A 24,610-nucleotide genomic window follows, 5' to 3' on the forward strand; every position below is an offset into this window, starting at 1 on the left:
TCTTCAGGCCTGCTGGTTGGCTATCTCATCGAGGTACTTTTCGGCATCCAGGGCCGCCATGCATCCGAAGCCCGCGGAGGTTACCGCCTGTCGATAGATATGGTCACCGACATCACCGGCGGCAAACACGCCCGGTACGCTGGTGGCCGTGGCGTTGCCTTCGGTACCGCTGTGGACCTTGATATAACCGCCATTCATCTCCAGCTGTCCGACAAAAATATCGGTGTTGGGCTTGTGTCCAATGGCGATAAATACCCCTTCCAGTTCCACATCTTCAGGAGCACTGCCATCGGTGGGGGCAATGCGCATACCGGTCACACCCGAGTCATCGCCGAGGACCTCGGCAAGGGTATGGTTCCAGCGAAACTCAACCTTGCCTTCCGCCTCCCGGGCAAACAGACGGTCCTGCAGTACTTTCTCCGCTCGTAGGCTGTCGCGGCGGTGCACAAGGATCACTTTCTCCGCAAGATTTGAGAGGTACAGGGCTTCCTCCACCGCGGTATTTCCGCCGCCCACGACGGCGACGCGTTTGTTGCGATAGAAAAAGCCATCGCAGGTGGCACAGGCGCTGACGCCCTTACCGAGGAATCGCTCTTCGCTGGGAAGCCCGAGGTATTGTGCCGACGCCCCTGTGGCTATGATCAGTGCATCGCAGCTGTATTCTCCGGAACCTTTCAGCCGGATGGGTCGCGAGCTGAGGTCCACGGAATCAATATGGTCAAAGATCACGGAGGTGCCAAAACGCTCCACGTGCTCGAGCATATCCTGCATGAGGCCGGGACCCTGGAGATCGTGGGCGCCGCCGGGCCAGTTCTCAACCTCCGTGGTGGTGGTCAGCTGTCCCCCTTGCTGCATACCCGTGATCACTATGGGGTCGAGGTTGGCGCGGGCCGCATAGACGGCTGCCGTGTAACCCGCGGGGCCGGAACCCAGTATGATCAGCTTGTGATGTTGAACGTCGGCCATGGTGTAGAGGTCTCAAGTAAAAAGGCGCTCATGGTAATGGAACACCGCGCATCGAGCAAAGATCAAATTAATATCAGGAAATTACGTTAAGCTATTGAATAAAATAGAAAACATCGTGAAACTAGGCCCTCGCTACAGAGGTTATTGAAATGCCCCGGCAACAGACAGAGGCTCAGGATACTGTCTCCCCGCGTCTGCGGGAGGGATTGCTTATTGCCGTGGCGGCGATCTGCGCCTATCTGCTGGTCAGTCTCGTCAGTTACTCCCAGGCAGACCCCGGTTGGTCCGGCACGGGCTCCGGCGGCACGGTAAAGAACCTGGGAGGTCCTACGGGGGCCTGGCTTGCGGACGTCTGCTTTTCCCTGGTGGGTTACCTGGCCTACCTTTTTCCTCTGATGCTTGCTTACCGCGCTGCGCTGCTGTTTGCCGAGCGACAGCAGCCTCGTGCGTTTTCCGGCGCGGTGCTGAGTGTGCGGGCCCTGGGGCTGGTTCTTGTTATGGCGTCGGGAACAGCGCTGGCGGCCTTGAATATGGGCGGTGTGGTCTCTTTACCTCAGGGTGCCGGGGGCATCATCGGTCTGGCTCTGGGCTCAGCCATGGATACGGCCTTCAGTGGTTTTGGCGCGCGGCTGATTCTTCTGGCGGTGTTTCTGTTCGGCATGACCATTTTTACGGATCTCAGCTGGCTGCGGCTCATGGATCGCCTCGGCGGTCTTGCACTCCACGGCGCGGGAGAGGCAAAGACCCGTGTTCTGGCTTTTAGAGACAGTATCACCGAGCGCAGAGCCCGGGAAAAACAGCTCGAAGCCCGCCGGCAGGTCATCGACCAACACGTCGAGAAAGAGAAAAAACGCACGCCACCCAAGATTAAACCGCTGAAACCGCCGCCGGAGAAGTCCGAACGGGTAGAGCGGGAAAAGCAGGTGCCGCTGTTTGATGCCCCGGTGACCGGAGAAGTGCCGCCTCTGGAGATTCTCGATCCCGCGGAGCGGGATGCCAGCGAGGGGTATTCCCCCGAAGCCCTGGAAAAACTCTCCAAGCTTCTTGAGCTCAAGCTCGCGGATTTTGGCATCACCGCAGAGGTGACCGCCGTGTACCCCGGGCCTGTGATCACACGCTTTGAAATCCAGCCGGCGGCCGGCGTGAAAGTTTCGCGAATATCGAATCTCGCCAAGGATCTGGCGCGATCCCTCGCGGTGATTTCCGTGCGCGTGGTGGAGGTGATCCCGGGCAAAAGCGTCGTCGGTATCGAGATCCCCAACGAGCATCGGGAGATTGTAAATTTCCGCGAGGTTTTGTCCTCGCGCACCTTCGACCAGTCCAAGTCTGCGCTGACTCTGGCCCTCGGCCATGATATTTCCGGTCAACCGGTGGTCGCAGATCTCGCCCGCATGCCACACCTGCTGGTAGCGGGTACCACCGGCTCCGGTAAGTCCGTGGGCGTCAATGCCATGCTCATCAGTCTGCTGTACAAGTCCACGCCGGCCGATGTGCGTTTGATCCTCGTGGATCCAAAGATGCTGGAATTGTCCGTTTACGATGGCATTCCCCATTTGCTCACGCCGGTAATTACGGACATGAAAGATGCGGCGAACGGGCTTCGCTGGTGCGTCGCGGAAATGGAGCGGCGCTACAAACTCATGGCATCTCTTGGCGTCAGAAATCTCGCGGGCTACAACCGTAAGATTCAGGACGCGGCGAAGGCGGGCACGCCGCTTGAGGATCCACTATGGGTGCCCGATCAACTGTCCATGACGCCCGTGGAGGAGCAGAGCGCTCCGGAGCTGGAAGCGCTTCCCGCTATCGTGGTGGTGATCGATGAATTTGCCGACATGATGATGATCGTCGGCAAGAAGGTGGAACAGCTGATCGCGCGTATCGCGCAAAAAGCACGGGCGGCGGGGATTCACCTGGTACTTGCCACCCAGCGTCCTTCCGTGGACGTCATCACCGGCCTCATCAAGGCCAACATCCCTACGCGTATTGCCTTTCAGGTGAGTTCGAAAGTCGATTCCCGCACGATTCTTGATCAGGGCGGTGCTGAGCAGCTACTGGGTCACGGCGATATGCTCTACATGCCACCGGGCAGCAGTCTCTCGACGCGGGTACACGGTGCCTTTGTGTCCGATGACGAAGTGCACCGTGTGGTTGCCGACTGGAAGCGTCGTGGCGAGCCCGCGTATATCGAGGGGCTGCTGGACGAGGGCAGCAGTACGGCGGTGACGCCGGGAGAGCTGCAGTCGGAGGCATCGGAGGGTGATGATGAAAGTGATGCCCTCTACGATGAGGCGGTGCACTTTGTCACCAAGAGCCGGCGGGCGTCGATTTCCAGCGTTCAGCGCAAATTGCGCATTGGTTACAACCGTGCAGCGCGGCTTATCGAAGCCATGGAAGCGGCCGGTGTGGTCACGGAAATGGGCAGCAATGGTCAGCGGGAGGTCATCGCACCGCCTCCCCTTGAGGATTAACAACGTGTTCAAGGCAATTATCAGAGCGCTAGCAGCAGGACTGTTGCTCAACGCGGCCCCTGGACTCGCCCGGAGCGAGAGCGATGACGTGTGGGCGCTCCTCGCTTCCCAGTCCCAGGCCCGGGGCAGCTTTGTACAGGAGCTGTCCGATGAAGACGGGGAGCTCCTGGAACGCACCCGGGGCCGCTACGCAGTGCTGCGGCCGGGCTTTTTCCGGTGGGAAATACAGGAACCCGATCAGCAGTTAATCGTCGTGTCGGGCACCGACCTCTGGCATTACGATCGCGATCTGGCCGCTGCAACGCGGCGGGATACCTCCCAGACCAATGAGTTTACGCCTCTGGAGCTTCTCGCCGGCGATAGCGATGAGTTGCGAGAAAAATTTACCACCCAGGTCCTGGGCCCCGGGCAGGTACGCCTGGTGCCGACTTTTCCTCAGGCGGGCTTTGCCTCTGTGGATATCACCTGGAAGGACGAGGCGGTTGTTGCTATGGCGGTCGTGGATCGCAGCGGGCAGACGATTGATCTTGCCCTGACCCCTGATGCAGCTCCCGCAGCTCTGACAGCAGGGGACTTCGAATTCACGCCGCCCCCGGGCGTCGATGTTTACGAACCCTCTGACTACTAAGCGTCCCCATGAGTGACGATCTGTTTGCACAACCGGCGCCGGCCCAGCCCCTGGCGGCGGCCCTGCGACCGACAGCGGCGATAGAGGTGGTAGGGCAGAGTCATCTTCTCGGCGACGGAAAGCCTTTGGCGCGTTGCCTGCGGGGAGAGCCCCTGCACTCCATGATTCTCTGGGGGCCGCCGGGCGTGGGGAAAACCACGCTGGCGCAGCTCCTCTGCGATGCCAGCGGCAGTCGCATGGTCAAGCTTTCGGCCGTTATGGACGGCGTCAAAGCCATCCGTGAGGCCGTGTCCGTGGGCGAGGCTGAGCGTGGGGCCGGTCGGCAATGTGTGTTGTTCGTGTTATGGCTTGTATTATTTAGCTGTCTATTTAGTTGTATTTTTGTTTAGATTACCTGAGAATAGGCGTTGTATTTAATTAGTCATATTAATTGTACTACTCGCGAGGACGTTACCTCCTCAGAGGATTCCTCTGCGAAAAACTAAGCTAAAGAATTTCCGGCTACAGGGCGCTACCTTTGAATCCCGGACATACAACTCCATCCAGGTGTTTTTTGATTGCGATGGAGTGCCACTGCTCTTACCTTTGATCTACTCCCTCCACCTCGATACGTTCGGGAGCGTAATCGTAGTCCAAGACATCAAGGTCGATGGAAAAAGAGGCTCGCTGTGGAAGCCTGAGCCTGTGAGCAGGGATACTGCGCAAAGCTACCAAAACCACCTATTCCGATTTTTGCGATACGTTGAAAATAACCACCTAAGTGGCGAACAAGGCTTCCCATGCGTTCACAACGCACACGAGATTCAAGCATCAAAAGTTCGTGAATACGTAAATAGAGTTCTTCCAGGTGAGTTGGCATCATCGTCACTGCATGCCCATGCAGCAGCTTTAAAAGCATATTTTACTTTTATTGATCGAGTAGGGATCCGTGAATCTTTTGCAATAGAGGTTGAGAGAAGAGCGCGTCAAGCGGCTGCTTCCAACGAGGATTCTCAACACTACCTGCAATACGTAGCTAGAGACCATCGCACGATATTGCTCCAAAAGTGTTCAAGCCTCAGGGACGTGCTTATCTTGCGTATGGGGTTTGAGGTGGGGCTTCGAGCTCGTGAAAACTGCGGGTTGTTTCTCGAGGGTTCGAAGAGGTCACGAAAAGACTCACTGCTGCGGGTGTTTTCTGAGCTGGATGACTCTAATTTCTCCGGTGTTAACCAATTTGAGTATCTACTGCGTGCAAAAACCAAGGGCGGCAAGTCTCGATTAATTTATTTTAGTAGATCTTTGGTCACGGCCATGCGCGCGTACTACCTAGGTGAGAGACAAACTGTTGCCAAAAATAGCAACGTTTACCCGGAACCAGATGAGTTTTTCTTAAACAACGATAGTCGGTTTGCTGGGCATCCAATTTCGGACCGTCTAGCGTCGGATCGATTTTCGACTTACAAAAAACTCGTTCCACACCTTGATCCACTTCTGGGGTACCACGATTTACGGCATACGTTCGCAACCGAGTTATACCATCAGAGCCTTCTCGACCGGCACGGCAATGAAACGCGATCACAGAGTGCCGCTCTTCTGATCGTCGCCCAGCGCTTAGGACATGCGCTGGGTAGAGATGGTAGACCCGGAGAGGTTACTACCAGATATATCCGCCTAAAAGATGCAATGCTCGCAATTGAGGATATCGATTGATGAATGAGGAAAATCAAATCGAGGATAACTTCAAAGAAAAAGACTATCTATTAAATGACCTTTCTGATGGGGCGCGCGAGGTATCCGACGAGGTGATTGTATTCCCCACACCATCGATCGCGAAGATTATGGTCAATGGTGTAGCTCTAGGGTCAGTCCCATACGACACAGCTGAGCACAAGGCTATCGTTCAGGGTATTGGGGCATATCTGTGTAGCTCTAAGTATCGCGGACTAGCTGAAAAGTCGAAAGCAACTAAAAACTTTGCTTTAAGTAAGTTTTTAGAATACTTGTCTGAGATGCCGACAGTCCCATACACATTGCTCGGTGACATAGAAAAAAGAGATGTCGAGCGAGGACTAAAGCCACAGGCATCCTCTGTGCGTTTTGTAACCACAGTCTTCGCGCACATCATTAAGCAGTCAATGGTTTCAGGCAAGACACTATTGATTGTTCGCAACATCTACAATTCGAGAAATCTTACAAAAAAATCCGCATGGCAAGTTGAATCGAGAAGTCTTGGTAGTTGGTTTGCCCAGGTGGGTTGGATCAGAGAGGTGATGGGTGATGCCTACATAGCGCTTGCAAGCCCTAAGCGCTTGATGAAGTCTTTTCTTCTTGCCTATTCCAATTTGGCCGACGTTTTGCTCGAGGCGAGAGACGAGTTACTCCGAAGACCAACGTTACTTTCGGCTTATTCCGCAATGGTTTTGGTCGAAAGTGATGTCGGCAATCGGAAAGCGAACGGCCGAAAACTATTCAGCGAACTAATGTCGTCTCTTCAAGTAGGGCCGCCATCGAGAAATATGTGGTTGCTGCAGCAAGTGATGATTGCCGAAATTATCGCGCCGAAGCATCTCGAGAAACTGCCAGAGGAATCGCTTAAGTGTTTATCGGGTAGTGACGCTGGTAGTAGCATCGATAAATTCATGAAAAATCATTGGTATGCGACGCGCGATGAGGCACTCGGAAAGCAACAGTTGACTGTGTTTATGCGCCCCCATGCATTAACACCCGATATCTCTGCCTTAATCGAATTGCTTGTGTATCACCTAGTGGTTGCACAAACAGTCCAGCCGTCTGACGCCATAAACCTCAAAAGCTCTAACTTCGTTATCACAAAGAAGCCTAACGGCCGTGTCCGCTCGCTCCAGATTGTCTATTTTAAAGGTCGCTCTAACAAAAAGTATGAGACGCCGCTGCTGAATGCCAGTGACCCGGTTGCCCGAGTTTTTTTAAGGTATCTGAAAGCTGTAGAAGACAGAGGATTCAGATGGATTTTCTCAGCAATTAGGGACGAAGCGGCATCGAAGAACGGGGTCATCGAGGTAGTCAGGTTCAGATTCAGAAACCCCTACATAACTCATAGCTATTCCGGCGCGGCGAGGTCGTTTACACAATTTTTGACGAATCCAATTATTAGGGAAATTCTGAGGAGTTCGTTACCGACTGGTGGGCATGTCTTTGTTGATGCTATCAATGCGATGTGCGGGCCTGATACACAAGAATGGAGCAGCAAATCAGGTATTGGCCACCCCGTTTTTAGGCAAGCGGCGTCAAAACCGTTGCCGCAATTTATCTATGGCCCATCATTAATAAAGAACAGCGCAGTTCACGCTCGAACTGATGCTTATCGAGATGAAGACTTGATTGACGCCAATTCGCACTCTTCCCAAACGGAAAAGCTGTCCTATCTAACTGACGACAATAAAGATTGGGTTAATCAGGTCGGTCGAATTACTCGCCTTGTTATCGATGACATCACTAACGTCTTAGGGCAAAGGTATTTATATGATATTGATCTCGATGCGCGTGAAAAAATTCTAGCCACCAAAGTGATGTCAACGACAAATTCAACTGACCTTCGCCTAAGGTCAGAGCTTTTGAGTCCGTTGCTCATGGATGATGACAGCGGAGATGAACGGATTGTATATGACTCCGTCAATACAGCAGTAACGATGTTTCATTACTTGGCGGAAGCTGATCGGAATGCTGACGCATTGAAGCGTCGAAATTTGGCGTTTTTTTGTGAAACTGTTGTTGTTAACGTCGAGTGGATTCACCATTGTCTAAGTGTTTTCTCGCGAAAAAATATTGCGGTTGCATCTGATAAATACCAGAAAATAAAGAGCGTCTTGCCCCCACTTTTTGTTGACGAAATAGCTAATGGATTAACGGCTTATGATTGAAGCTAATTTTCTCGCAGAGCAATCTAAGGGGAATTTTGCGAAGCTGTTCGAAGCGAAATTTCAGAGCGAGGTCTGCTCGTGGGAGTCGCAGAAGTGGGTCTATCGAAATTCTGGATTTTCGATCGACTTCGGCATTTTTAATCAAGCTCAGTTCTCCGGTATTGAATACCTACGCCACTGCAATTTGGCAGCTGTAGATTTTGCAAAGCTTGTTTTTACAGAGGAAATTCGATCTTTTTCGAGGCCGAATGATGACCGTGCAGCTCTAGTTTTGACGCTAAGATATTTAGCAGATTCGGGTAAAAAGACCATTAGACGAGAAGATCTCCGTGATTTTCTTGAATTCGTTTTAACCCACTCAGTCGTAAACGACCGAATAAGGCCAACACGAAGACTAAAAGGCTACGTGTTTTTCAAATACTTTTTGGTGTTTCTTTCAAAACTCAGAACGATTACGTCTGTTTTAGACTTTCCTCCGGTTGTGGATCGAGAACTGAGCGAAAGTCTTTTTATTCAGGAAGTAAAGAAATTAGTCGATGTTCTTTCCCTCGGGGAACTGAATTTCGATGAATGGAAGAAGGGAGGGTCGCTGGATACCCTTTCGTTAGATATGGGTCGATACTACGTTCATCACTGTTTAGAGTACTTCGAGCGTAACGCAGCGTTTGCGTACGCAATGCAGAAAACCATAGCGAGTTCGAAGGAAATACTGGTAAAAGCCGGGATATCGCTCAACCACAGCTCCGTGGTTGGATATCTTCTAACGAACAATCACGAAGCCATATCACGCTGGGCCTCGTATGTCCCCCCAAAAGGAAAAATGTCGAGTGGGCGTGAGCAGCATGTTTCGACTTTGCGACCCCTGATCCGCTCTGAGTTTGAATCACATTATCGAAGCTTTTCAAGAAGATTTTATATTCTGTCTGAATCGGGAGTTACATCAGTCGCTTGTCAGTTAGGTATAAGTGATGGTTCACGCAATAAGCTTGATATCGAGACCGATATCGATAGATTGAGAACGGTTATTTTTGAAAATTCGGTTAATAGCACTGACAGCGATCTAAGTGATTTATTACGACGTTTCAAACGCCCAATAAAACTAGAAAGCTTTCAATCTGCTGTTCGAAGTGTTGAGAAGGCAATCGAGCAACATGAGATTCCTGAATGGGGTGATGTGGCCCCTAGCACTGCTGACCCGACGCTGAAAGGTGTACAGAGCGACGCTTACTCGTTCCCCGTCTCTGTACATGCTGCGGGTATTACATCGATCGTAGCCATGCTTGGGTGGCGCGCAAGCGAATTTGGGTTTCCCGAGTCGTCTCTTGAGACACTGCCAAATGAAGACCCCATAGATCAATATGCGAGCCCGTTTCGATACCAGGTCAGTTGGCATGTTTTTAAAACACATGGCGACGTTAAGGTGGCCCGTGAGCTTACGGCGCGTGCTCGCGTGTTGATTCATCAAATCGGTATGTTTTTATCTAGTCAAGGAGATAGTGAGCCTTATCTTTTCTTTGGCTATGGGTCTCGTTCAGCCTCGAAAGACAATTTTTCAAAGCAGCTTTGTTCTCAGCGGGTGCGCCTGCGGATTCCTTTGAATTGGCGAGCCTTCGTACAGGATTACCCGCCGTTCAAGATCCTTCGCCGAGGGTTCCAATATATCGAGGATTACGGCGAAGATGCGAGGACCGCATTGTCAGATTTTGACTGGGAATCATTCGATCTTTTCCGAAAAGATCGTTTGTTGAATTTACAGCTTCATCGAGCCTCAAACGAATTGCAGCGTGTGACTTTACACTCACGCACTGGTGCAAACATTTGGCCGCAACATTACCAAGCGTACTTGCGCGGCGATGAGCACCAGCTTTCTGTGCTTGATATTGCAACTTTAGACGAGCACCTCTCCGAAGAATCAAAGTTGTTTCTCAAGTCTAATGAACTTGACAGGGAACTTAGTCAGGAGCTTGCGGAGGAGCTCATAGGTGATTGTCTATATCCAACGCCACATGCATTCAGACACATGTGGGCCGAAGCTGTTTACCGTCGATTCGATGGTGATGCGGGCTGGATGATAAGAAGTAATTTTAAGCATATTTCTCGAGCAATGTTTGTTGCATATATCCAGTCAAAGGATAGCCAACGAGTTCACGAAACGTTAAGGGGTAAGGTTGTATCCAATCTTGTGCACGGATGGCTGGTAGAAGAAGGTCAAGGCTACGCAGGCAAGTTTCACAAATTTCTCTCGAGAGCAGTATCTGCCACAACCGTTCTCAATGATGTTTCTATTGCTGAAAGTCTGGATGGCATAATCCCGAACATCGTGTCCCTGAGCGCCAATCCGTGGGGTTTTTGTATCGTTCGCGAATCGACTGATCACCTTTCCAAATGTGCTAGCGATAAAAAATCTAACACGAACAGAGCGTCGCCGTCGTTGTGTCTAGGGTGCATTAACTACTTCGGCAAGTCCTCTAACATCGATTACATTGTTTTTAGCTCTCAGCCACATATGGCGTTGTTGCAATCATCGAAAGCTGGCGATGTTCCAGAGGAGTTTCTGGCGGAGTCGCGCAAGTTTCTTCGTCAAGCGTTATCACGTATCCAAGAGATGAATCCGCAGCACGCGATTATTTCCAAATATCGCGATGTGCTAGGAGATGTTGACCGGGAGAATATATAGATATGGATTACTTCGAGGATTTGGCTAGGCTCTCTGACGACGACTTAGACATCCCTGAATGGGCGCGTGCGAACGACAGAGGGAAGATGGCTTTTGTTTACACAGAGAAAGCTAAGCAAGAGCGTTTAGCTTACATCTTAAAAAGTACTAAGAGGCATCATTTTAAAGCGAAGAAAACATGGCATATCTTTAGTGCGACGATTGCTATGGGCGTAGGTTTAGAAAAGTCGTATCTAAGTAGAGATGCTTCGTTTGCACCAGAGTTTCGATCTTATCTCTCAAAGGTCAATGCAGAGCTTGAGGTTGCGAAGAATAACAGACTTTTGAAAGTGGCTGAGAACCGTGGGCGTGGGCGTATCGCTGAAAAAAAAGAAGTGCTTGTTTCGCGGGTTCGAACCACAGAGCAGAGACTTAAGGAACAGGAGAGTGTTAACGCGGCTGAAGTGGTTCGATTAGCTGCCGAAAAGTTTAGTCCCTTGGTGCGAGATTTGTTGATGATCGAAGATCGAAGGGTTGATACATCAAATAAGGTGGTCCCTCTTCGCCGTGTTATTGAAAGCAACGATGAATAGTCCAAAGAAGCCTATCAAGGGAAAAGCAACAAAGACGGCCGGGGATAAGAACTTTGAGCTTTGGGAGGAGTTCGTCAGGGTCAGAGAACAGAGACTAGATTGGATAGACTTCGCGGATAAAACATTGACGGTTTTTAGTCCCGTAAAGGTATCTACAAAACTTGGCTTTAATGCGCGAGCGCTTGGCCAAAATTCTCGCATCCGTGCATCCCGTGAGGAACTTGAGAAGAGGTTAAGATCTGAAGGTGTATTCAAAACACCGGTTGATCAGGGGTTTGAGCCACGTGTTCATAGGGATTCTCTGAGCAAGGATAAACAACGAATAATGCAATTAGAGTCCGCAAATGCGGAGCTTCGAGCAGAGTGCGAGAGTCTGAAGGAGAGACTGAAAAAGGCCAATTTGTTTGAAGCACATCTATTTGAAACGGGGAGAGCTTTGCCGCTGTGACCTTCGCCGACGAGCACAATGTTTCGGCGCAGTTTGGTGGGGAGGTTACTCTCGAAGTTGAAGTGCTCCGAAGGCGTAGCAAGGGGGACAATGGCGGAGGCATTTTCTGGGGCGAGTGCATCTACGGTAGAAAGTACGCGGTAGCATTGAATTTTAAACAACTCCCAAACTACGAACACCTGCATCCGGGGCAAATTTGGTTTGTATCGGGTCCCGTCAAAAGTGTACTCGTGAAAAAAGGAGGTTATACACGCCGTGAAAACTGGTTGTCTGCAGAAGAAGCCTATGCTCTGAAGCCTAGCCAACCCAACCTGGCTCGCTGGATCTCGGGTAGCCCCGCTTGCAAAGGTATTGGGAGCAAGAAGGTATGGATGCTCACTAAAGAGTTTGGGGATTCGCTCATCGAAATAATTCGGGCGCGAGATGTGGCCGCACTGTCTAGAGTGTTGACACCAGAAGCTTCTGAAACCCTCTGTGATGCGCTATTGGCAGAGTCAAAGATAGCTACAATTTCGTGGCTTGATAGCGTCGGTCTAAAGCCAAATGTTGCCACAAAAATCTTGAATTTTTACGGCGACCAAGCGGAAAAGAAGATAACGGGCAACCCGTATCGAATGCTCAGTTTCGAGTCACAATGGAATCGTGTTGATCACTTTGCGCGAGAGCGGGTCGGTGTGAAGATAAATGACACGAGGCGCCTATGCGCGGCAGTTGAAGAAGCGCTCTACCGAATTTTGAAGACTGGCTCTACGTGCGCGTCTCGTACGCAAGTAAAGAGAAAGCTTGTTGACTCAATCCTGGGTGACTCTAAGTTATCGGAGAGCGCTCTCACAATTGCTGCCGAAAGTGGCAATGTTGTAGAGCATGATCAAATGCTGGCTACTACAGGGTCTTGGCTGATAGAACGCAGCGTAGCTCAATATATAGAATTGCTTGCCGGCGCTAAGATGGAGGCGTCCCAGCTGCAACTTTCAAACAAGCATCCTTCAATTGACGCGACTATCGCAAAGTTTGAGGTCGAGGAAGGGTACGAGCTCACTGCAGAGCAAAAAGATGCAGTGAGAATGGCGGCTACTAACAAGCTATGCTTGATAATAGGCGGTGCCGGCACTGGGAAGACAACGGTCCTCAAGTGTTTGTATCAGGTCATTAACGCCTCAGAGCCGTTCGCTCAAATCTATCAAATGGCTCTGGCCGGGAAAGCGGCACTACGCATGACCGATGCAACGGCCAGGCCAGCGAGCACGATATGTGCTTTCACCAAGAATAACGATCAAGACAACATACCGCCTGGATCATGGATTGTGATCGATGAATCCAGCATGGTTGATGTGTTGAGTTTCGCAAATATCCTATCTCGTCTTCCAAGCGGATGCCGTATAGTCCTAGTTGGCGACCCCTATCAATTGCCACCAGTCGGACCGGGAAAGGTGTTGAATGCCCTTGTTGATCTTCCTTCATTGGGTCGTGTCGAATTGAAAGTCGTTAAGCGTCAATCGGGTAAAACTGGCATCCCACTAGTAGCTGGGAATGTTAGGGAAGGAAAGTGGCCTGAGATTGGAGTCAGCGAAGTTGGTGACTTGTCTGCTGAAGAGGGCGTTTTTTTTATTAATTCAGGGTCTCCGCTCGATACGGTAGTAGATCTTTACGGACGTTTGCTGGGGCTGGGCAGCGTTCAGATTATTGCTCCATTGGTTAAGGCCTGTGACGAATTAAATGTCCGTTGCCAAGAAAAATATAACAGCTCATCGGAAATTGCGTCATGGCACTCGGATGTGAACCTCTCTGACAAGATTGCATTTGGGCGGTACCGAGTCGGGGACCCAGTGATATTTAAGATCAATGATTACGATAGAGATTTGCGAAACGGCTCTATGGGGCTGGTTTCAGCGGTCCATGAAGCACGCGAAGCTCAAGATACACTCTGCACTATCAGCTTTGAGGGAAATAGCATCGAGGCAAATCAATCGGACCTACAAAACGTTTCTTTGGCTTACGCAATAACTGTGCACAAATCTCAAGGATCACAGTGGGATCGCGTGCTGATGCCTGTAATGGCGGATGCAAGGAACGTTGAGCGCTCAATGCTATACACGGCTATCACGCGCTCGGTAAAGCAGATCGTGCTGGTTGGTTGCCAAGAAGCCGTTCGCAACGCAGTTAAAAGAGTTGCCGTTGACGATCGAGCAGTAAATCTTGGTAAGTTACTGGCGGCGCGATTTTAAATTTTTCTGTGTTTGCATGATTTCAGGGACAAAGCCCCTTTGATTGGTCTATACGAATACGAGTTCTATCCCGAGGAGCTTCATGAACGCAGTAGAAATTGAGGAAGCGGTATCAAGTTTGGCGATGGCCCCATTTGATGCTGAAGCATTTCCGTTTCAGTTTTTGGAGGCATTCGGCAACAAACCCACTACCGTTAAACGACTACAGTCGGGCTCGTCCAACAAGTCTGATATTGGCGGCGTGCTCCAGACCAATAACATACATATAAAACCGTGTCTCCACGGCTCTGTGAGCGAGACTCTTTCTCAACTTAAGCAAAGCCCGGCAACCTCAAAAGCGCGAGCGAAGTTCATTTTGGCTACCGACGGTTCTTGGCTAGAAGCTGAGGATCTCAGGTCTGGCGAGACAATCGCTTGCGACTATCCTGATTTTGCAGATCACTTTGGTTTTTTTCTTCCCCTCGCTGGCATCAGCACAGTAAAACAAGTTCGCGAAAGCGCCTTCGATATCAAGGCGACGGGTCGTCTCAACAAGCTTTACATTGAGCTACTTAGGTCCAATCCAGAGTGGGGCGGCGCCGATCGTCGCCATGAGATGAATCATTTCCTGGCCAGGTTGATCTTCTGCTTCTTCGCAGAAGACACCAGCATTTTTGACGGGGAAGATTTGTTCACGTCGACGATTGAGCAAATGAGCGATCGCGATAGCTCGAACACTCATAAAGTGATCGGCGAGATCTTTCGGGCCATGAATACCAAGTCGGCAGATCCTGCCGAGAGAGGCTTCAGACCTCGGGCCGACCGCTTTCCATATGTCAACGGCGGGCTATTTTCGGGCTCCACAGACGTGCCTGTGTTCACGAAGATAGCGCGCAGCTACCTGCTACACATCGGTAGCCTTGACTGGAAGAAGATCAACCCAGACATCTTCGGGTCAATGATCCAAGCGGTAGCAGATGACGATGAGCGTGGGGCGTTGGGCATGCACTACACGTCGGTCCCGAACATATTGAAGGTGCTCAACCCGCTCTTCCTCGACGAGCTACGTGAGAAGCTGCAGGAGGCGGGCGATAATTCACGCAAACTGCTGAATCTACGCAATCGGATGTCGAAGATTCGCGTGTTCGATCCGGCATGCGGCTCCGGAAATTTTCTGGTGATCGCCTACAAGGAGATGCGAGCGATCGAGGCGGTCATCAATGAGCGTCGCGGAGAGGCGGAATTGCGCTCGGTGATCCCGCTGACGAACTTCCGCGGGATAGAACTACGCGATTTTCCGGCGGAGATCGCGCGGCTTGCATTGATCATTGCCGAATACCAGTGTGACGTGCTGTATCGCGGTCAGCAGGACGCCCTACGGGATTTTCTTCCGCTCGAGTCTATGAATTGGATTACCTGCGGAAACGCGCTTCACACCGATTGGCTTAGTGTATGTCCGCCAACGGGTGAGGCGGTGCAGCTACAAGGTGACGACTTGTTCAGTGCGCCACTCGATCAGGCTGAAATAGATTTCGAGAATCAAGGCGGTGAAACCTATATTTGTGGCAACCCGCCTTATGTCGGGTCTACTTGGCAGTCCAAAGATCAAAAAGGAGAGCTTGAGGCGCTTCTCGCTCATAGAACGAGCAGCTGGAGGTCCCTCGACTATGTAGCATGTTGGTTGATTAAGGCTGTTGATTTCGGCGAGCGAACGCCAACGAGCATTGCCTTTGTGTCAACGAAATCAGTGTGCCAAGGTCAACAAGTCCCCATTCTCTGGCCGCTTATTTTTGGTAAGGGTTTTAGAATCAGCTTTGCTCATACATCCTTTAAATGGGCCAATTTGGCGAGTCATAATGCTGGTGTCACTGTTGTGATCGTTGGCTTGTCTCAAAATGTGGGTTCAACCAAAAAGATCTATTCACCAGACGCGCAGCAGGAGACCATCTGCAACGAGGTGCCGAGTATCAATGCCTATCTGGTAGCGGGCCCGACCATAATAGTTGAGCCGGAAAGTAGGCCAAAATGTGGCCAAGCGATAATGGTCTGGGGAAATAAGCCGACCGACGGCGGAAATTTACTTTTGGATGCATCGGATCTCGAAGCGATGCAGCTTTCGAGCCTTCAGAAGCAGAAGTTTATTCGACGTTTTTTTGGTTCCGCAGAATACATTCGAGGTAACTATCGATACTGCATCTGGATTGACGAGGACAGTGTTGAAGAGGCGCAGTCGATAAAGTGCATAAAAGCTAGGATTGATGGCGTTAGGCAAATGCGTCTCGCAAGCCAGGCCGCATCAACTCGGCAATACGCAGAATGGCCATATAAGTTTCGACAGATCCAGGGCGTAGCGAAGACCCATAGCATAATCATTCCGGCGGTAAGCTCTGAAAGACGGCCTTATTTGCCCGTAGGGATCCTTGCCCGCGATGCGATAATTTATGCGAAGGCATTTGCAATTTACGATGCCCCACTGTGGAATATGGCTTTAATTGCATCTCGGCTACACTGGGTTTGGGTTGGGACTGTGTGTGTGCGGATGCGTACCGACTTTAGCTACTCGAACACGCTCGGTTGGAACACTTTTCCAATTCCCGCTCTAACCGAAAAGAATAAGCGAGATCTCACCCGCTGCGCTGAAGACATTCTTTTAGCGCGTGAAGCACATTTCCCGTCCACGATCGCCGATCTTTATGATCCTGAAAAAATGCCCTCGGCGCTGCGTGCCGCGCATGATCGTAATGATGAAGTGCTGGAGCGCATTTATATCGGTCGGCGATTTAGGAATGATACAGAACGACTTGAGAAGTTATTCGATCTGTATAAAGGGATGTTTGAAGATGAGCAGAAGAAGCGCGTCAGTAAAAAAGAGAAATCCTGATCTATGAGCAAAAATGAATTAGTTCCGGCAGTTTCTGTCGCCTATGCTCAAAACGGCACCTCTACGAAGTCGAATGAGCTGGGCATGAGGCCGATGCAGGAGCGTGCCTTCGAAAAGCGCGGAGAGCAATATCTTCTGATCAAGTCTCCCCCCGCGTCCGGCAAGAGTAGGGCGCTCATGTTCATCGCGTTGGACAAGCTGCGCAATCAGGGGCTGAAGCAGGTCGTGATTGTAGTCCCAGAGAAATCGATCGGCGCCAGCTTTCATGATGAGCCTCTCAGCGACTTCGGGTTCTGGGCTGACTGGAAGGTGGAGCCCAAGTGGAACCTCTGCAATGCACCTGGCAGCGACGGCGGTAAAGTCAACTCTGTCAAAGCCTTCCTCGATGGTGAACACGAGGCTCTGGTGTGTACGCATGCGACCTTTCGGTTTGCCGTTGAGAAGTTCGGCGTTGCAGTCTTCGACGATCGTCTGATCGCAATCGACGAGTTTCACCATGTTTCCGCCAACCCGGAGAACAGGCTCGGCTCGCACCTAACGCAGCTCATCGCTCGGGACAAAGTACACGTGGTGGCAATGACCGGATCCTACTTCCGCGGAGACGCTGAGCCGGTACTGTTGCCTCACGACGAGGCCCGATTCGAATCCGTGACCTATACTTATTATGAGCAGCTTAATGGCTACAGATATTTGAAGACGCTCGACATAGGCTACTTCTTCTACTCCGGACCGTATGCCGATGACATCCTGAAAGTCTTGGATCCGACGGAGAAAACGATAATTCACATTCCCAGCGTGAACTCCCGTGAGAGCACGAAAGACAAGCACCGGGAAGTTGAACACATCATCGATGAGCTGGGTGTTTGGCAGGGCACGGATGACGTCACGGGCTTCCAGCTGGTGAAATCGCTGGATGGTCGGATTCTTCGAATCGCCGACCTGGTTGATGATGAGCCCGCCAAACGGGACAGGGTGTCGGCCGCACTCAAAGATCCGTCACAGAAGAGCAACCGCGACTATGTCGACATCATCATTGCCCTGGGCATGGCTAAAGAGGGCTTTGACTGGGTCTGGTGTGAGCACGCTTTGACCGTCGGATATCGTGCGAGCCTTACCGAGATCGTTCAGATCATCGGGCGCGCGACTAGGGACGCGCCCGGTAAGACGGCCGCGCGGTTCACCAATCTCATTGCGGAACCGGATGCCTCCGAGAGTGCCGTGACTGAAGCGGTGAATGACACGCTGAAGGCGATAGCGGCGAGCCTGCTCATGGAGCAGGTGCTTGCGCCACGATTCAACTTCACACCGAAGCACGCAGACAGTGGTCCGACGGAAGGATATGACTACGGTGAGGGCGGATATGACCCGGATAAGTGCAACGTCGGCGTGAACGAAGAGACAGGGCAATACCAGGTTGAGATCAAGGGTCTTACTGAACCGAAGAGCGAGGAGGCGAGCCGTATTTGCGAGGAGGATCTTAACGAGGTTATTGCGAGTTTTGTGCAGGACAAGACAACGGTTGAGCGCGGTCTGTTTGACGAGGAGCTAGTACCTGAAGAACTGACTCAGGTACGCATGGGCAAGATCATCAAGGAGCGCTACCCAGAGCTTGACGACGAAGACAAGGAAGCGGTTCGCCAGCATGCTGTCGCGGCGCTAAATCTGACTCAGAAAGCAAAAGAAGCTGCACTTGGCATCGAGAGTGATGATAACGAACCGGGCGCAAATACAGCTCTGATCGATGGAGTGCGCAAGTTCGCGATGGATGTGCGTGATCTGGATATCGACCTGATCGATCGAATCAACCCTTTCTCCGAAGCATACGCAGTTCTTGCGAAGGCTATGACGGAAGACAGCCTGAAGCAGGTTGCCGCAATCATTTCTGCGAAGCGAGTTCAGCTGACTCCGGAGGAGGCCCGAGATCTCGCGAGACGAGCCCTTAAGTTCAAGCAGGAGCGCGGTAGGCTACCGGACATTACCTCCCCCGACGCATGGGAGCGAAGAATGGCAGAGGGTGTGGCTTTCCTGGCTCGGATGAAGCAGGAGGCGCATGGTGGGTAAGACATTCACCGATGAGGATGACGCGCTCCTAGCTGAGCTTGGCGTCGAGGCCGAGAAAAAGCAGGTCCTCGCGCGAACGCCTCGTGAAGAGAGAATCATCGCAGGCTTCGAGGAGATACAGCGATTCGCGGAAGAGCACGGTCGAGCGCCGCAGCACGGTGAGGATCGGGATATCTTCGAGCGACTCTACGCCGTGCGACTTGACCGCATTCGAGCCCTCGAAGAGTGCCGAAATTTGGTCGAGGCCATGGACCATCAATCATTGCTGGGAGCGACCAGCAAGCCGTCCTGCGAGGATGAGAATGATCTTGACGATGACGCCTTGCTCGCCGAACTCGGGGTTGAGCAGGCCGCGGCGCCGATTACCGAACTCAAGCACGTAAGGTCGTCAGTAGAAAAGAAGGCCGCCGAGGAAATAGCCCGGCGAAACCGTTGTGAGGACTTTGATCTTTTTAAGCCCATCTTCGAACGAGTGCAAGAGGAACTGGATGCGGGCGTACGTTCGACTCGCCCCTTCGAACTAAAGGCAGAGATCGAGGAGGGTCGTCTCTTCATCGTCGGTGGGCAGAAGGCCTACGTCGCCGAGATGGGTGAGCTCACGCTCACAGACCAAGGACGAACCGATGCTCGCTTGCGGGTGATCTTTGACAACGGTACTGAGAGCAACATGCTCATGCGGTCATTGCAGCGGGCGCTCAACAAGGATGAGGCTGGACGCCGGATTACCGAGTCCGACGCAGGGCCGCTGTTCACCGACAACCCTGTCGATGGCGATGAGTCCAGCGGTACAATCTATGTACTTCGAAGTCGGTCAGACCTGCCCATCGTCGATGAAAATCGCGATCTCATTCACAAGATCGGAGTTACCAATCTCGACGTGAAGAGGAGGATAGCCGGCGCTCGCCTACAGCCAACCTTCTTGATGGCGGATGTGGACATCGTAGCTACATACGACCTCTTCAACATTAATCGCGTCAAACTCGAAAACCTGCTGCACAGAATCTTCGGCCCTGCACGATTAGACATAACGATCACTGACCGTTTCGGCAATCCGGTGGAACCGCGGGAGTGGTTTATGGTGCCGCTGTTCGTCATCGATGAGGCTGTTGAAAGGATTAAAGACAAAACGATTCAAGACTACGTCTACGACCCAGCGACGGCTGCGCTGCTCAAGTTATAACTTAGGGAATCGGCACTGCATATTGAGCATACAAAATCACAATTGAATTTGCTTAAGGTTCATGGGTGTTCTCGACGCTTCGAAAATAGGAAGTCCTAGCAGCTGGCAAATTAGCGAATTTTGGACTAATGGTATTGGTTCTGCAGTCAAAGGAACCTACGGAAATGCCAGTTTCTCGATATCTCAAAAACATCAGCGGTACGAATAGTCTGCACATCGAGTTTGACATCGAACAGCTGCTTTGTGCCATCGCAGATTCGAATCGCACATACCCGGGTTGGCAATATCTTGCGACAGGACCAAAGGGCCTAAACTCAGACCAATATAATTTAAGATTCATCGCCTACATCTGAAAGCGATTTCACTCTGGGGCTGTATCCGGCACCGCCCAATCTCGCACTAGCTGGTGATGAACATGAGCACGAGCATACCAATGGCTCAGAAAATAGTAACGCGGCCACCAAGCGACAATTCTGGATTATTAAACACGGTATCAAGGCCTCGGGCATGCCTGCCTGGGGACCATCGCACAGCGACGAGCGTATATGGAACATGGTGGCTTTCTTGCAGCGCCTGCCAGAACTTTCCGAAGCCCAGTATCAGATATTGACGGCTCGTGGAAAAACTGGTCCGAAAGACGATCATTGAACACTCTCGATCTGACAATTCTCCAGCACGTAATTTCTCTATTCCCAGTACCTGGCTCACATATTGTATGTCGGGCTAAGCTACTCATTCAATTTGAAAAAAGCGCGACAAAGTCAGATTAGATTTTCATGAAATAAATCAAACCCATTATCAATCTCTTCATATATTATGATTCGAGAGGTACGTTTTTTCTCGCGACAAATCAGCAGGGGTGCCTGATGCAAATTCTAACTACGCTTGCTCTTTTTGTCGTCACCGCCATCGCCGAGATTGTCGGTTGTTACTTGCCTTACCTGTGGCTCAAAAAATCTGCACCGGTCTGGGTGTTGTTACCCGCTGCTATCAGTCTGGCATTGTTTGCCTGGTTGCTTTCCTTGCACCCAAGCGCCGCAGGTCGTGTTTACGCAGCCTACGGCGGTGTTTACGTTGCCACGGCCTTAGTTTGGCTCAGGGTGGTAGACGGGGTCGACTTGACCAGAACAGATTGGCTGGGAGCGAGTGTCGCGTTAATGGGGATGGCCATTATCGCGTCCGGCTGGCATAGCCAATGAGACTGTGTCCACTGCCAGATTGGATGCTCTCGGCGTTGTAAACCGATAACGATCGGCTGGATGATGATGAAATAGATGCTGTCACGCCCAGTGGCACGACGGCGATACCGAACAGCACCACCATACAGGGCATGGTTCGCCATCGCGCGCGCCCCCATAGTACCCATCAACACCTCAAACATCTAAGTGACTGCGCCTAAGCCACCATGGGCGATCTGCCAGGCTTTGGATACATCAGAAGTGATGATCAGCTCCGATCCATTACATTCGGCATCACCAACAACGCCTGTCCATCACGGCGTTCGAGCGCCTCCTGTGGTGACGCCGATTCCGAATTCATAAACGAGCTGACCCCCGAAATACGCCGTCGCTACAATAAGCCCGGCCAGGGCAAGCTCGATGGCTACGACAGTCCAACTTAAGGTTCTGGATAGAGTTGTATCTCGCCACCATATGATCGATCTGACAATCGACCAAAAAACGAGCACTCCAGCCGTAATACGGCCGAGCTCCTCATGGGTTTCGAGTACCGATAGTGGCGTGCCCTTGGCCAACGCGACGTCCAAGGCGAGATCACCAAATACAAACGCGATCGCCGCAGAGACGCCTGCACACAGTGCGATACCTGCTGACACGTTGCCTATGACTGTGCGACCACCAATGGATTTCCCCCATAGCATTGCGCCGCAATCAAAAACAGCCAGCAACAGCGTGAATACGATGGGAAAATGGACCGCTAAAGGATGAAACTGTTCAATGGGTAGCATTGGATTCGCTCCTGACTCGTTCTTATTGGGCTGTGCGATTTAAAACCAAAACCGAACACCGGCGACGACTGCCAAATTATCGATATCGCCCCCTTCCGCGCGTGTCATATCGGCCGTGTTGCCGTACTGTCGTTTCCAGCTCACGCCAACATAGGGCGCGAATTCACGGCGGAATTCGTAACGCAATCGCACGCCGAGTTGCACATCGTTGAGACCGCTGCCCACTCCGAAGGCCGGGGCGTTGTTCGCGGCAATATTAGTTTCAAAACGGGGTTGTAATATCAAACGCTGGGAAAACAATAGATCGTAGGTCGCGACCAAGCGGGCCGAGACATCGCCATCATTGCTGACAAATAACGCCGGTTCGACTTCAAACCGATAAGGTGCCAAACCCTGGACGCCCAGCACCGCAAAGCTGCGATCCTGATCGAGTCCAGGCCCGTAAACTCGGTCGTGTCGCAAACCAACTTGCAAGTCCCAAAACGGTGCAATCATGCGGCTGTACAGCGCCTGAAGCTCTAACTCACCCGCGCTGGAAGACGTCTCGTCGTCACCTTCAAACTTCACCCAAAGCTTGTTAAAACCCGTGCCGTACCAACCCTGGGTATCCCACCGCAATGTGTCCGCACCCTCGTTGTCCCGGTATTCGAATTGGTCAACAAGAAACATTCCTGCCTTTGGATTATCTTCGACGGGTTCCGGCCAGCCGGGTTCCTCGGCGAAAGCCATGGGACTCAAACTGATCAAAATTCCAGTAGCAATGACATGGACGAGTGACCAGGCTACACATTGTTGTCTATCCATGATTGCCAACTCCTTTGTCTGCTCGGTCGACAACGGTCACCACGCGGAACATCCCCATATCCATGTGATAGAGAAGATGGCAATGAAACGCCCAATTGCCCCGTGCATCCGCGTTGATCAATGCGGTTAATCGCTCGCCGGGCTTTATGTTTAGCGTGTGCTTGCGCGGCCTGAATTCACCCGCGCCGTTCTCGAGCTCCATCCACATGCCGTGTAAATGAATCGGATGCTCCATCATGGTGTCGTTCACCAGAACCAGCCGCAGCCTTTCGCCGTACTCAAACTGAATCGGCCCGTCGACCTCGGAAAATTTCTTGCCATCGAAGGACCACATGTACCGGTCCATAACGCCAGTCAAATGCAGTTCGACTTCACGTTCGGGTGGTCGCTGATCCGGATAAGGCGCGAGACTTCGCAGGTCGGTGTAGACCAGCACCCGACGCCCGTTGTTTTCCAGGCCATCACCGGGTTCGTCGAGGCGATTACTCGGAAACGCCGCCACCATTGTATTGCCCCTACCGTGATGGTCTGGGCCGTGTTTTACCGGCGTCGGTGGCGTCGAGCTGCGCATGGCGTTTTCGTTATTCATGTCCATTGCAGCCATCGTCTTCGCATCTGACGCCATAGCATCCAACTTCATGCCGCCTTTCATATCCATACCGGGCATGGCATTACCAGGCGCGCTTTCCTTTCCATCTGGCATGTCTGCAGTGTTGCTCATACCTGGCATATTCATAGCGCCCATACCCATGTCCTTCATCGTGCGAAGAGGCGGCGCACCTAGCGACGGGATTGGTGCTTCAAGCCCAGCACTTGAGGCCAGCGTACCGCGTGCATAGCCGCTGCGGCCCATCGACGCGGCGAAAATAGTGTAGGCTGCTTCGTCCCGCGGCTCGACGATCACGTCATAGGTCTCCGCGACGCCGATGCGGAATTCGTCCACCGCTACGGGCTGGACGTTCTGTCCATCGGCCTGCACAACCGTCATCTTGAGACCCGGGATGCGGACGTCAAAATAGCTCATCGCTGCACCATTGATAAAGCGCAGACGAATACGCTCACCGCGCCGAAACAGTCCGGTCCAGTTTGACTGGGGCGCCATCCCGTTCATCAAGTAGGTGTAGGTGGCGGCACTGACGTCGGCAATGTCCGTGGGCGCCATGCGCGAGCGAGCCCAGATCATGCGTTCACGTATCGTTGCACTCCAACCGTTCTTCTCGGCATCGTTGAACAGCTCCGGAACGGTACGCCGTTGATAATTGTAATAGTCACTCTGTTTCATAAGATTCTTCAGAACCGCCATCGGCTTCTCAAACGTCCAATCCGACAACATAACCACGTACTCACGGTCGTAGCGAAACGGTTCCGGCTCGATAGGGTCAATGATCAAGGGTCCATAGTGACCCTGCTGCTCCTGTAATCCTGAATGACTGTGGTACCAGTAAGTACCGCTTTGTTTGAGAGGAAACGCATATCGAAACGTTTCGCCTGGCCTAATACCGGCAAAGCTCACACCAGGCACGCCGTCCATCTCTGGGGGTACAAGAAGACCGTGCCAATGAATGGATGTGTCCACGTCCAACCGATTGGTCACGCGCATAACAGCGTCCTGGCCTTCTTTAAAGCGGAGCAGTGGACCAGGGATAGAGCCATTGATTGTGATCGTGTCACCCATCAGGCCGCCGATATCGAGAGGCTGCCGGGTTATATCAAGATCAATTGGATCTACACCTACATAAGGTTTCAATCCCAACACCTCGCCAGCAAATGCAGGTACGAGTGAGTGTAATCCAAGTAACGATCCGGTCGCTCCAACCTGCTTCAACAAACCTCTTCTGGATATCCCACGCTCTTTCATACTGATCATTTTCTCT

The 24,610-nt window shown here is 51.9% G+C and carries 17 protein-coding genes and 1 pseudogene; 14 read left to right on the plus strand and 4 right to left on the minus strand.

Annotated elements, in window-relative coordinates; all coding sequences use genetic code 11:
- Positions 1-3: 3 nt before the first annotated feature.
- A complete protein-coding gene (gene trxB, locus KT71_RS09485; protein WP_008295632.1) occupies positions 4-966 on the minus strand; it encodes a thioredoxin-disulfide reductase in 963 nt (320 codons plus the stop codon).
- 149 nt (positions 967-1,115) lie between these two features.
- Here trxB and KT71_RS09490 point away from each other — a divergent pair, with 149 nt between their 5' ends.
- From KT71_RS09490 to KT71_RS09555, 14 genes and pseudogenes are all read left to right on the plus strand, one after another.
- Positions 1,116-3,434, plus strand: a complete 2,319-nt coding sequence (locus tag KT71_RS09490) for a DNA translocase FtsK (protein ID WP_008295631.1) — start codon at positions 1,116-1,118, stop codon at positions 3,432-3,434.
- 4 nt (positions 3,435-3,438) lie between these two features.
- Positions 3,439-4,062, plus strand: coding sequence for an outer membrane lipoprotein periplasmic chaperone LolA (gene lolA / locus KT71_RS09495; RefSeq protein ID WP_023659533.1), 624 nt, complete (start codon positions 3,439-3,441; stop codon positions 4,060-4,062).
- An 8-nt stretch (positions 4,063-4,070) separates the two neighbouring features.
- The gene (locus KT71_RS09500) at positions 4,071-4,451 is read left to right on the plus strand and encodes an AAA family ATPase (protein ID WP_008295629.1); all 381 of its coding nucleotides are present in this window, start codon (positions 4,071-4,073) and stop codon (positions 4,449-4,451) included.
- A gap of 295 nt (positions 4,452-4,746) precedes the next feature.
- Complete coding sequence (locus tag KT71_RS09505) at positions 4,747-5,754, plus strand: tyrosine-type recombinase/integrase (protein ID WP_152025206.1); 1,008 nt, start codon at positions 4,747-4,749, stop codon at positions 5,752-5,754.
- On the plus strand, positions 5,754-7,943 hold the full coding sequence (locus tag KT71_RS09510) for a hypothetical protein (RefSeq protein ID WP_008295627.1): 2,190 nt from the start codon (positions 5,754-5,756) through the stop codon (positions 7,941-7,943). Before KT71_RS09505 ends, KT71_RS09510 begins: the two co-directional genes overlap by 1 nt.
- Entirely contained in the window at positions 7,936-10,620 is a 2,685-nt protein-coding gene (locus KT71_RS09515; protein ID WP_008295626.1) for a hypothetical protein, read from the plus strand. The genes KT71_RS09510 and KT71_RS09515 overlap by 8 nt, the downstream gene beginning before the upstream one ends.
- A 2-nt stretch (positions 10,621-10,622) precedes the next feature.
- Positions 10,623-11,192: a hypothetical protein gene (locus KT71_RS09520; protein WP_008295625.1), complete on the plus strand. Its 570-nt coding sequence runs from the start codon at positions 10,623-10,625 to the stop codon at positions 11,190-11,192.
- Complete coding sequence (locus tag KT71_RS09525) at positions 11,185-11,640, plus strand: hypothetical protein (RefSeq protein ID WP_008295624.1); 456 nt, start codon at positions 11,185-11,187, stop codon at positions 11,638-11,640. Before KT71_RS09520 ends, KT71_RS09525 begins: the two co-directional genes overlap by 8 nt.
- Complete coding sequence (locus KT71_RS09530) at positions 11,637-13,865, plus strand: AAA family ATPase (protein WP_008295623.1); 2,229 nt, start codon at positions 11,637-11,639, stop codon at positions 13,863-13,865. The genes KT71_RS09525 and KT71_RS09530 overlap by 4 nt, the downstream gene beginning before the upstream one ends.
- 82 nt (positions 13,866-13,947) lie before the next feature.
- The gene (locus tag KT71_RS09535) at positions 13,948-16,725 is read left to right on the plus strand and encodes a class I SAM-dependent DNA methyltransferase (protein ID WP_023659536.1); all 2,778 of its coding nucleotides are present in this window, start codon (positions 13,948-13,950) and stop codon (positions 16,723-16,725) included.
- A 3-nt stretch (positions 16,726-16,728) separates the two neighbouring features.
- The gene (locus KT71_RS09540; RefSeq protein ID WP_008295621.1) at positions 16,729-18,786 is read left to right on the plus strand and encodes a DEAD/DEAH box helicase; all 2,058 of its coding nucleotides are present in this window, start codon (positions 16,729-16,731) and stop codon (positions 18,784-18,786) included.
- Positions 18,776-19,966 (plus strand): GIY-YIG nuclease family protein, encoded by a 1,191-nt coding sequence (locus KT71_RS09545; RefSeq protein WP_008295619.1) that lies wholly within the window; start codon positions 18,776-18,778, stop codon positions 19,964-19,966. The genes KT71_RS09540 and KT71_RS09545 overlap by 11 nt, the downstream gene beginning before the upstream one ends.
- 348 nt (positions 19,967-20,314) lie before the next feature.
- Positions 20,315-20,614: pseudogene (locus tag KT71_RS20065) on the plus strand (c-type cytochrome); the annotation flags it as partial.
- A gap of 218 nt (positions 20,615-20,832) precedes the next feature.
- Positions 20,833-21,165, plus strand: a complete 333-nt coding sequence (locus tag KT71_RS09555) for a YnfA family protein (protein WP_008295618.1) — start codon at positions 20,833-20,835, stop codon at positions 21,163-21,165.
- Between the two features lie 293 nt (positions 21,166-21,458).
- Here KT71_RS09555 and KT71_RS09560 read toward each other — a convergent pair whose 3' ends face one another.
- From KT71_RS09560 to KT71_RS09570, 3 genes are read right to left on the minus strand one after another with little or no spacing between them, the layout of a single operon-like run.
- Positions 21,459-21,932, minus strand: coding sequence for a DUF2231 domain-containing protein (locus tag KT71_RS09560; RefSeq protein ID WP_008295617.1), 474 nt, complete (start codon positions 21,930-21,932; stop codon positions 21,459-21,461).
- Between the two features lie 39 nt (positions 21,933-21,971).
- Entirely contained in the window at positions 21,972-22,736 is a 765-nt protein-coding gene (locus tag KT71_RS09565) for a copper resistance protein B (protein WP_023659539.1), read from the minus strand.
- On the minus strand, positions 22,729-24,603 hold the full coding sequence (locus KT71_RS09570) for a copper resistance system multicopper oxidase (protein WP_023659540.1): 1,875 nt from the start codon (positions 24,601-24,603) through the stop codon (positions 22,729-22,731). Before KT71_RS09570 ends, KT71_RS09565 begins: the two co-directional genes overlap by 8 nt.
- Positions 24,604-24,610 lie beyond the last annotated feature (7 nt).

The sequence above is a fragment of the Congregibacter litoralis KT71 genome (assembly GCF_000153125.2).
Taxonomy (GTDB): domain Bacteria; phylum Pseudomonadota; class Gammaproteobacteria; order Pseudomonadales; family Halieaceae; genus Congregibacter; species Congregibacter litoralis.

What these genes read in the sequence shown, in the direction of transcription:
- KT71_RS09545 (WP_008295619.1), top strand. Translation starts at nt 18,776, where the DNA reads ATGGTGGGTAAGACATTCACCGATGAGGATGACGCGCTCCTAGCTGAG.
- KT71_RS09490 (WP_008295631.1), top strand. Translation starts at nt 1,116, where the DNA reads ATGCCCCGGCAACAGACAGAGGCTCAGGATACTGTCTCCCCGCGTCTG.
- KT71_RS09515 (WP_008295626.1), top strand. Translation starts at nt 7,936, where the DNA reads ATGATTGAAGCTAATTTTCTCGCAGAGCAATCTAAGGGGAATTTTGCG.
- KT71_RS09510 (WP_008295627.1), top strand. Translation starts at nt 5,754, where the DNA reads ATGAATGAGGAAAATCAAATCGAGGATAACTTCAAAGAAAAAGACTAT.
- KT71_RS09540 (WP_008295621.1), top strand. Translation starts at nt 16,729, where the DNA reads ATGAGCAAAAATGAATTAGTTCCGGCAGTTTCTGTCGCCTATGCTCAA.
- KT71_RS09520 (WP_008295625.1), top strand. Translation starts at nt 10,623, where the DNA reads ATGGATTACTTCGAGGATTTGGCTAGGCTCTCTGACGACGACTTAGAC.
- KT71_RS09525 (WP_008295624.1), top strand. Translation starts at nt 11,185, where the DNA reads ATGAATAGTCCAAAGAAGCCTATCAAGGGAAAAGCAACAAAGACGGCC.
- KT71_RS09555 (WP_008295618.1), top strand. Translation starts at nt 20,833, where the DNA reads ATGCAAATTCTAACTACGCTTGCTCTTTTTGTCGTCACCGCCATCGCC.
- trxB (WP_008295632.1), bottom strand. Translation starts at nt 966, where the DNA reads ATGGCCGACGTTCAACATCACAAGCTGATCATACTGGGTTCCGGCCCC.
- KT71_RS09565 (WP_023659539.1), bottom strand. Translation starts at nt 22,736, where the DNA reads ATGGATAGACAACAATGTGTAGCCTGGTCACTCGTCCATGTCATTGCT.
- KT71_RS09500 (WP_008295629.1), top strand. Translation starts at nt 4,071, where the DNA reads ATGAGTGACGATCTGTTTGCACAACCGGCGCCGGCCCAGCCCCTGGCG.
- KT71_RS09535 (WP_023659536.1), top strand. Translation starts at nt 13,948, where the DNA reads ATGAACGCAGTAGAAATTGAGGAAGCGGTATCAAGTTTGGCGATGGCC.
- KT71_RS09560 (WP_008295617.1), bottom strand. Translation starts at nt 21,932, where the DNA reads ATGCTACCCATTGAACAGTTTCATCCTTTAGCGGTCCATTTTCCCATC.
- KT71_RS09570 (WP_023659540.1), bottom strand. Translation starts at nt 24,603, where the DNA reads ATGATCAGTATGAAAGAGCGTGGGATATCCAGAAGAGGTTTGTTGAAG.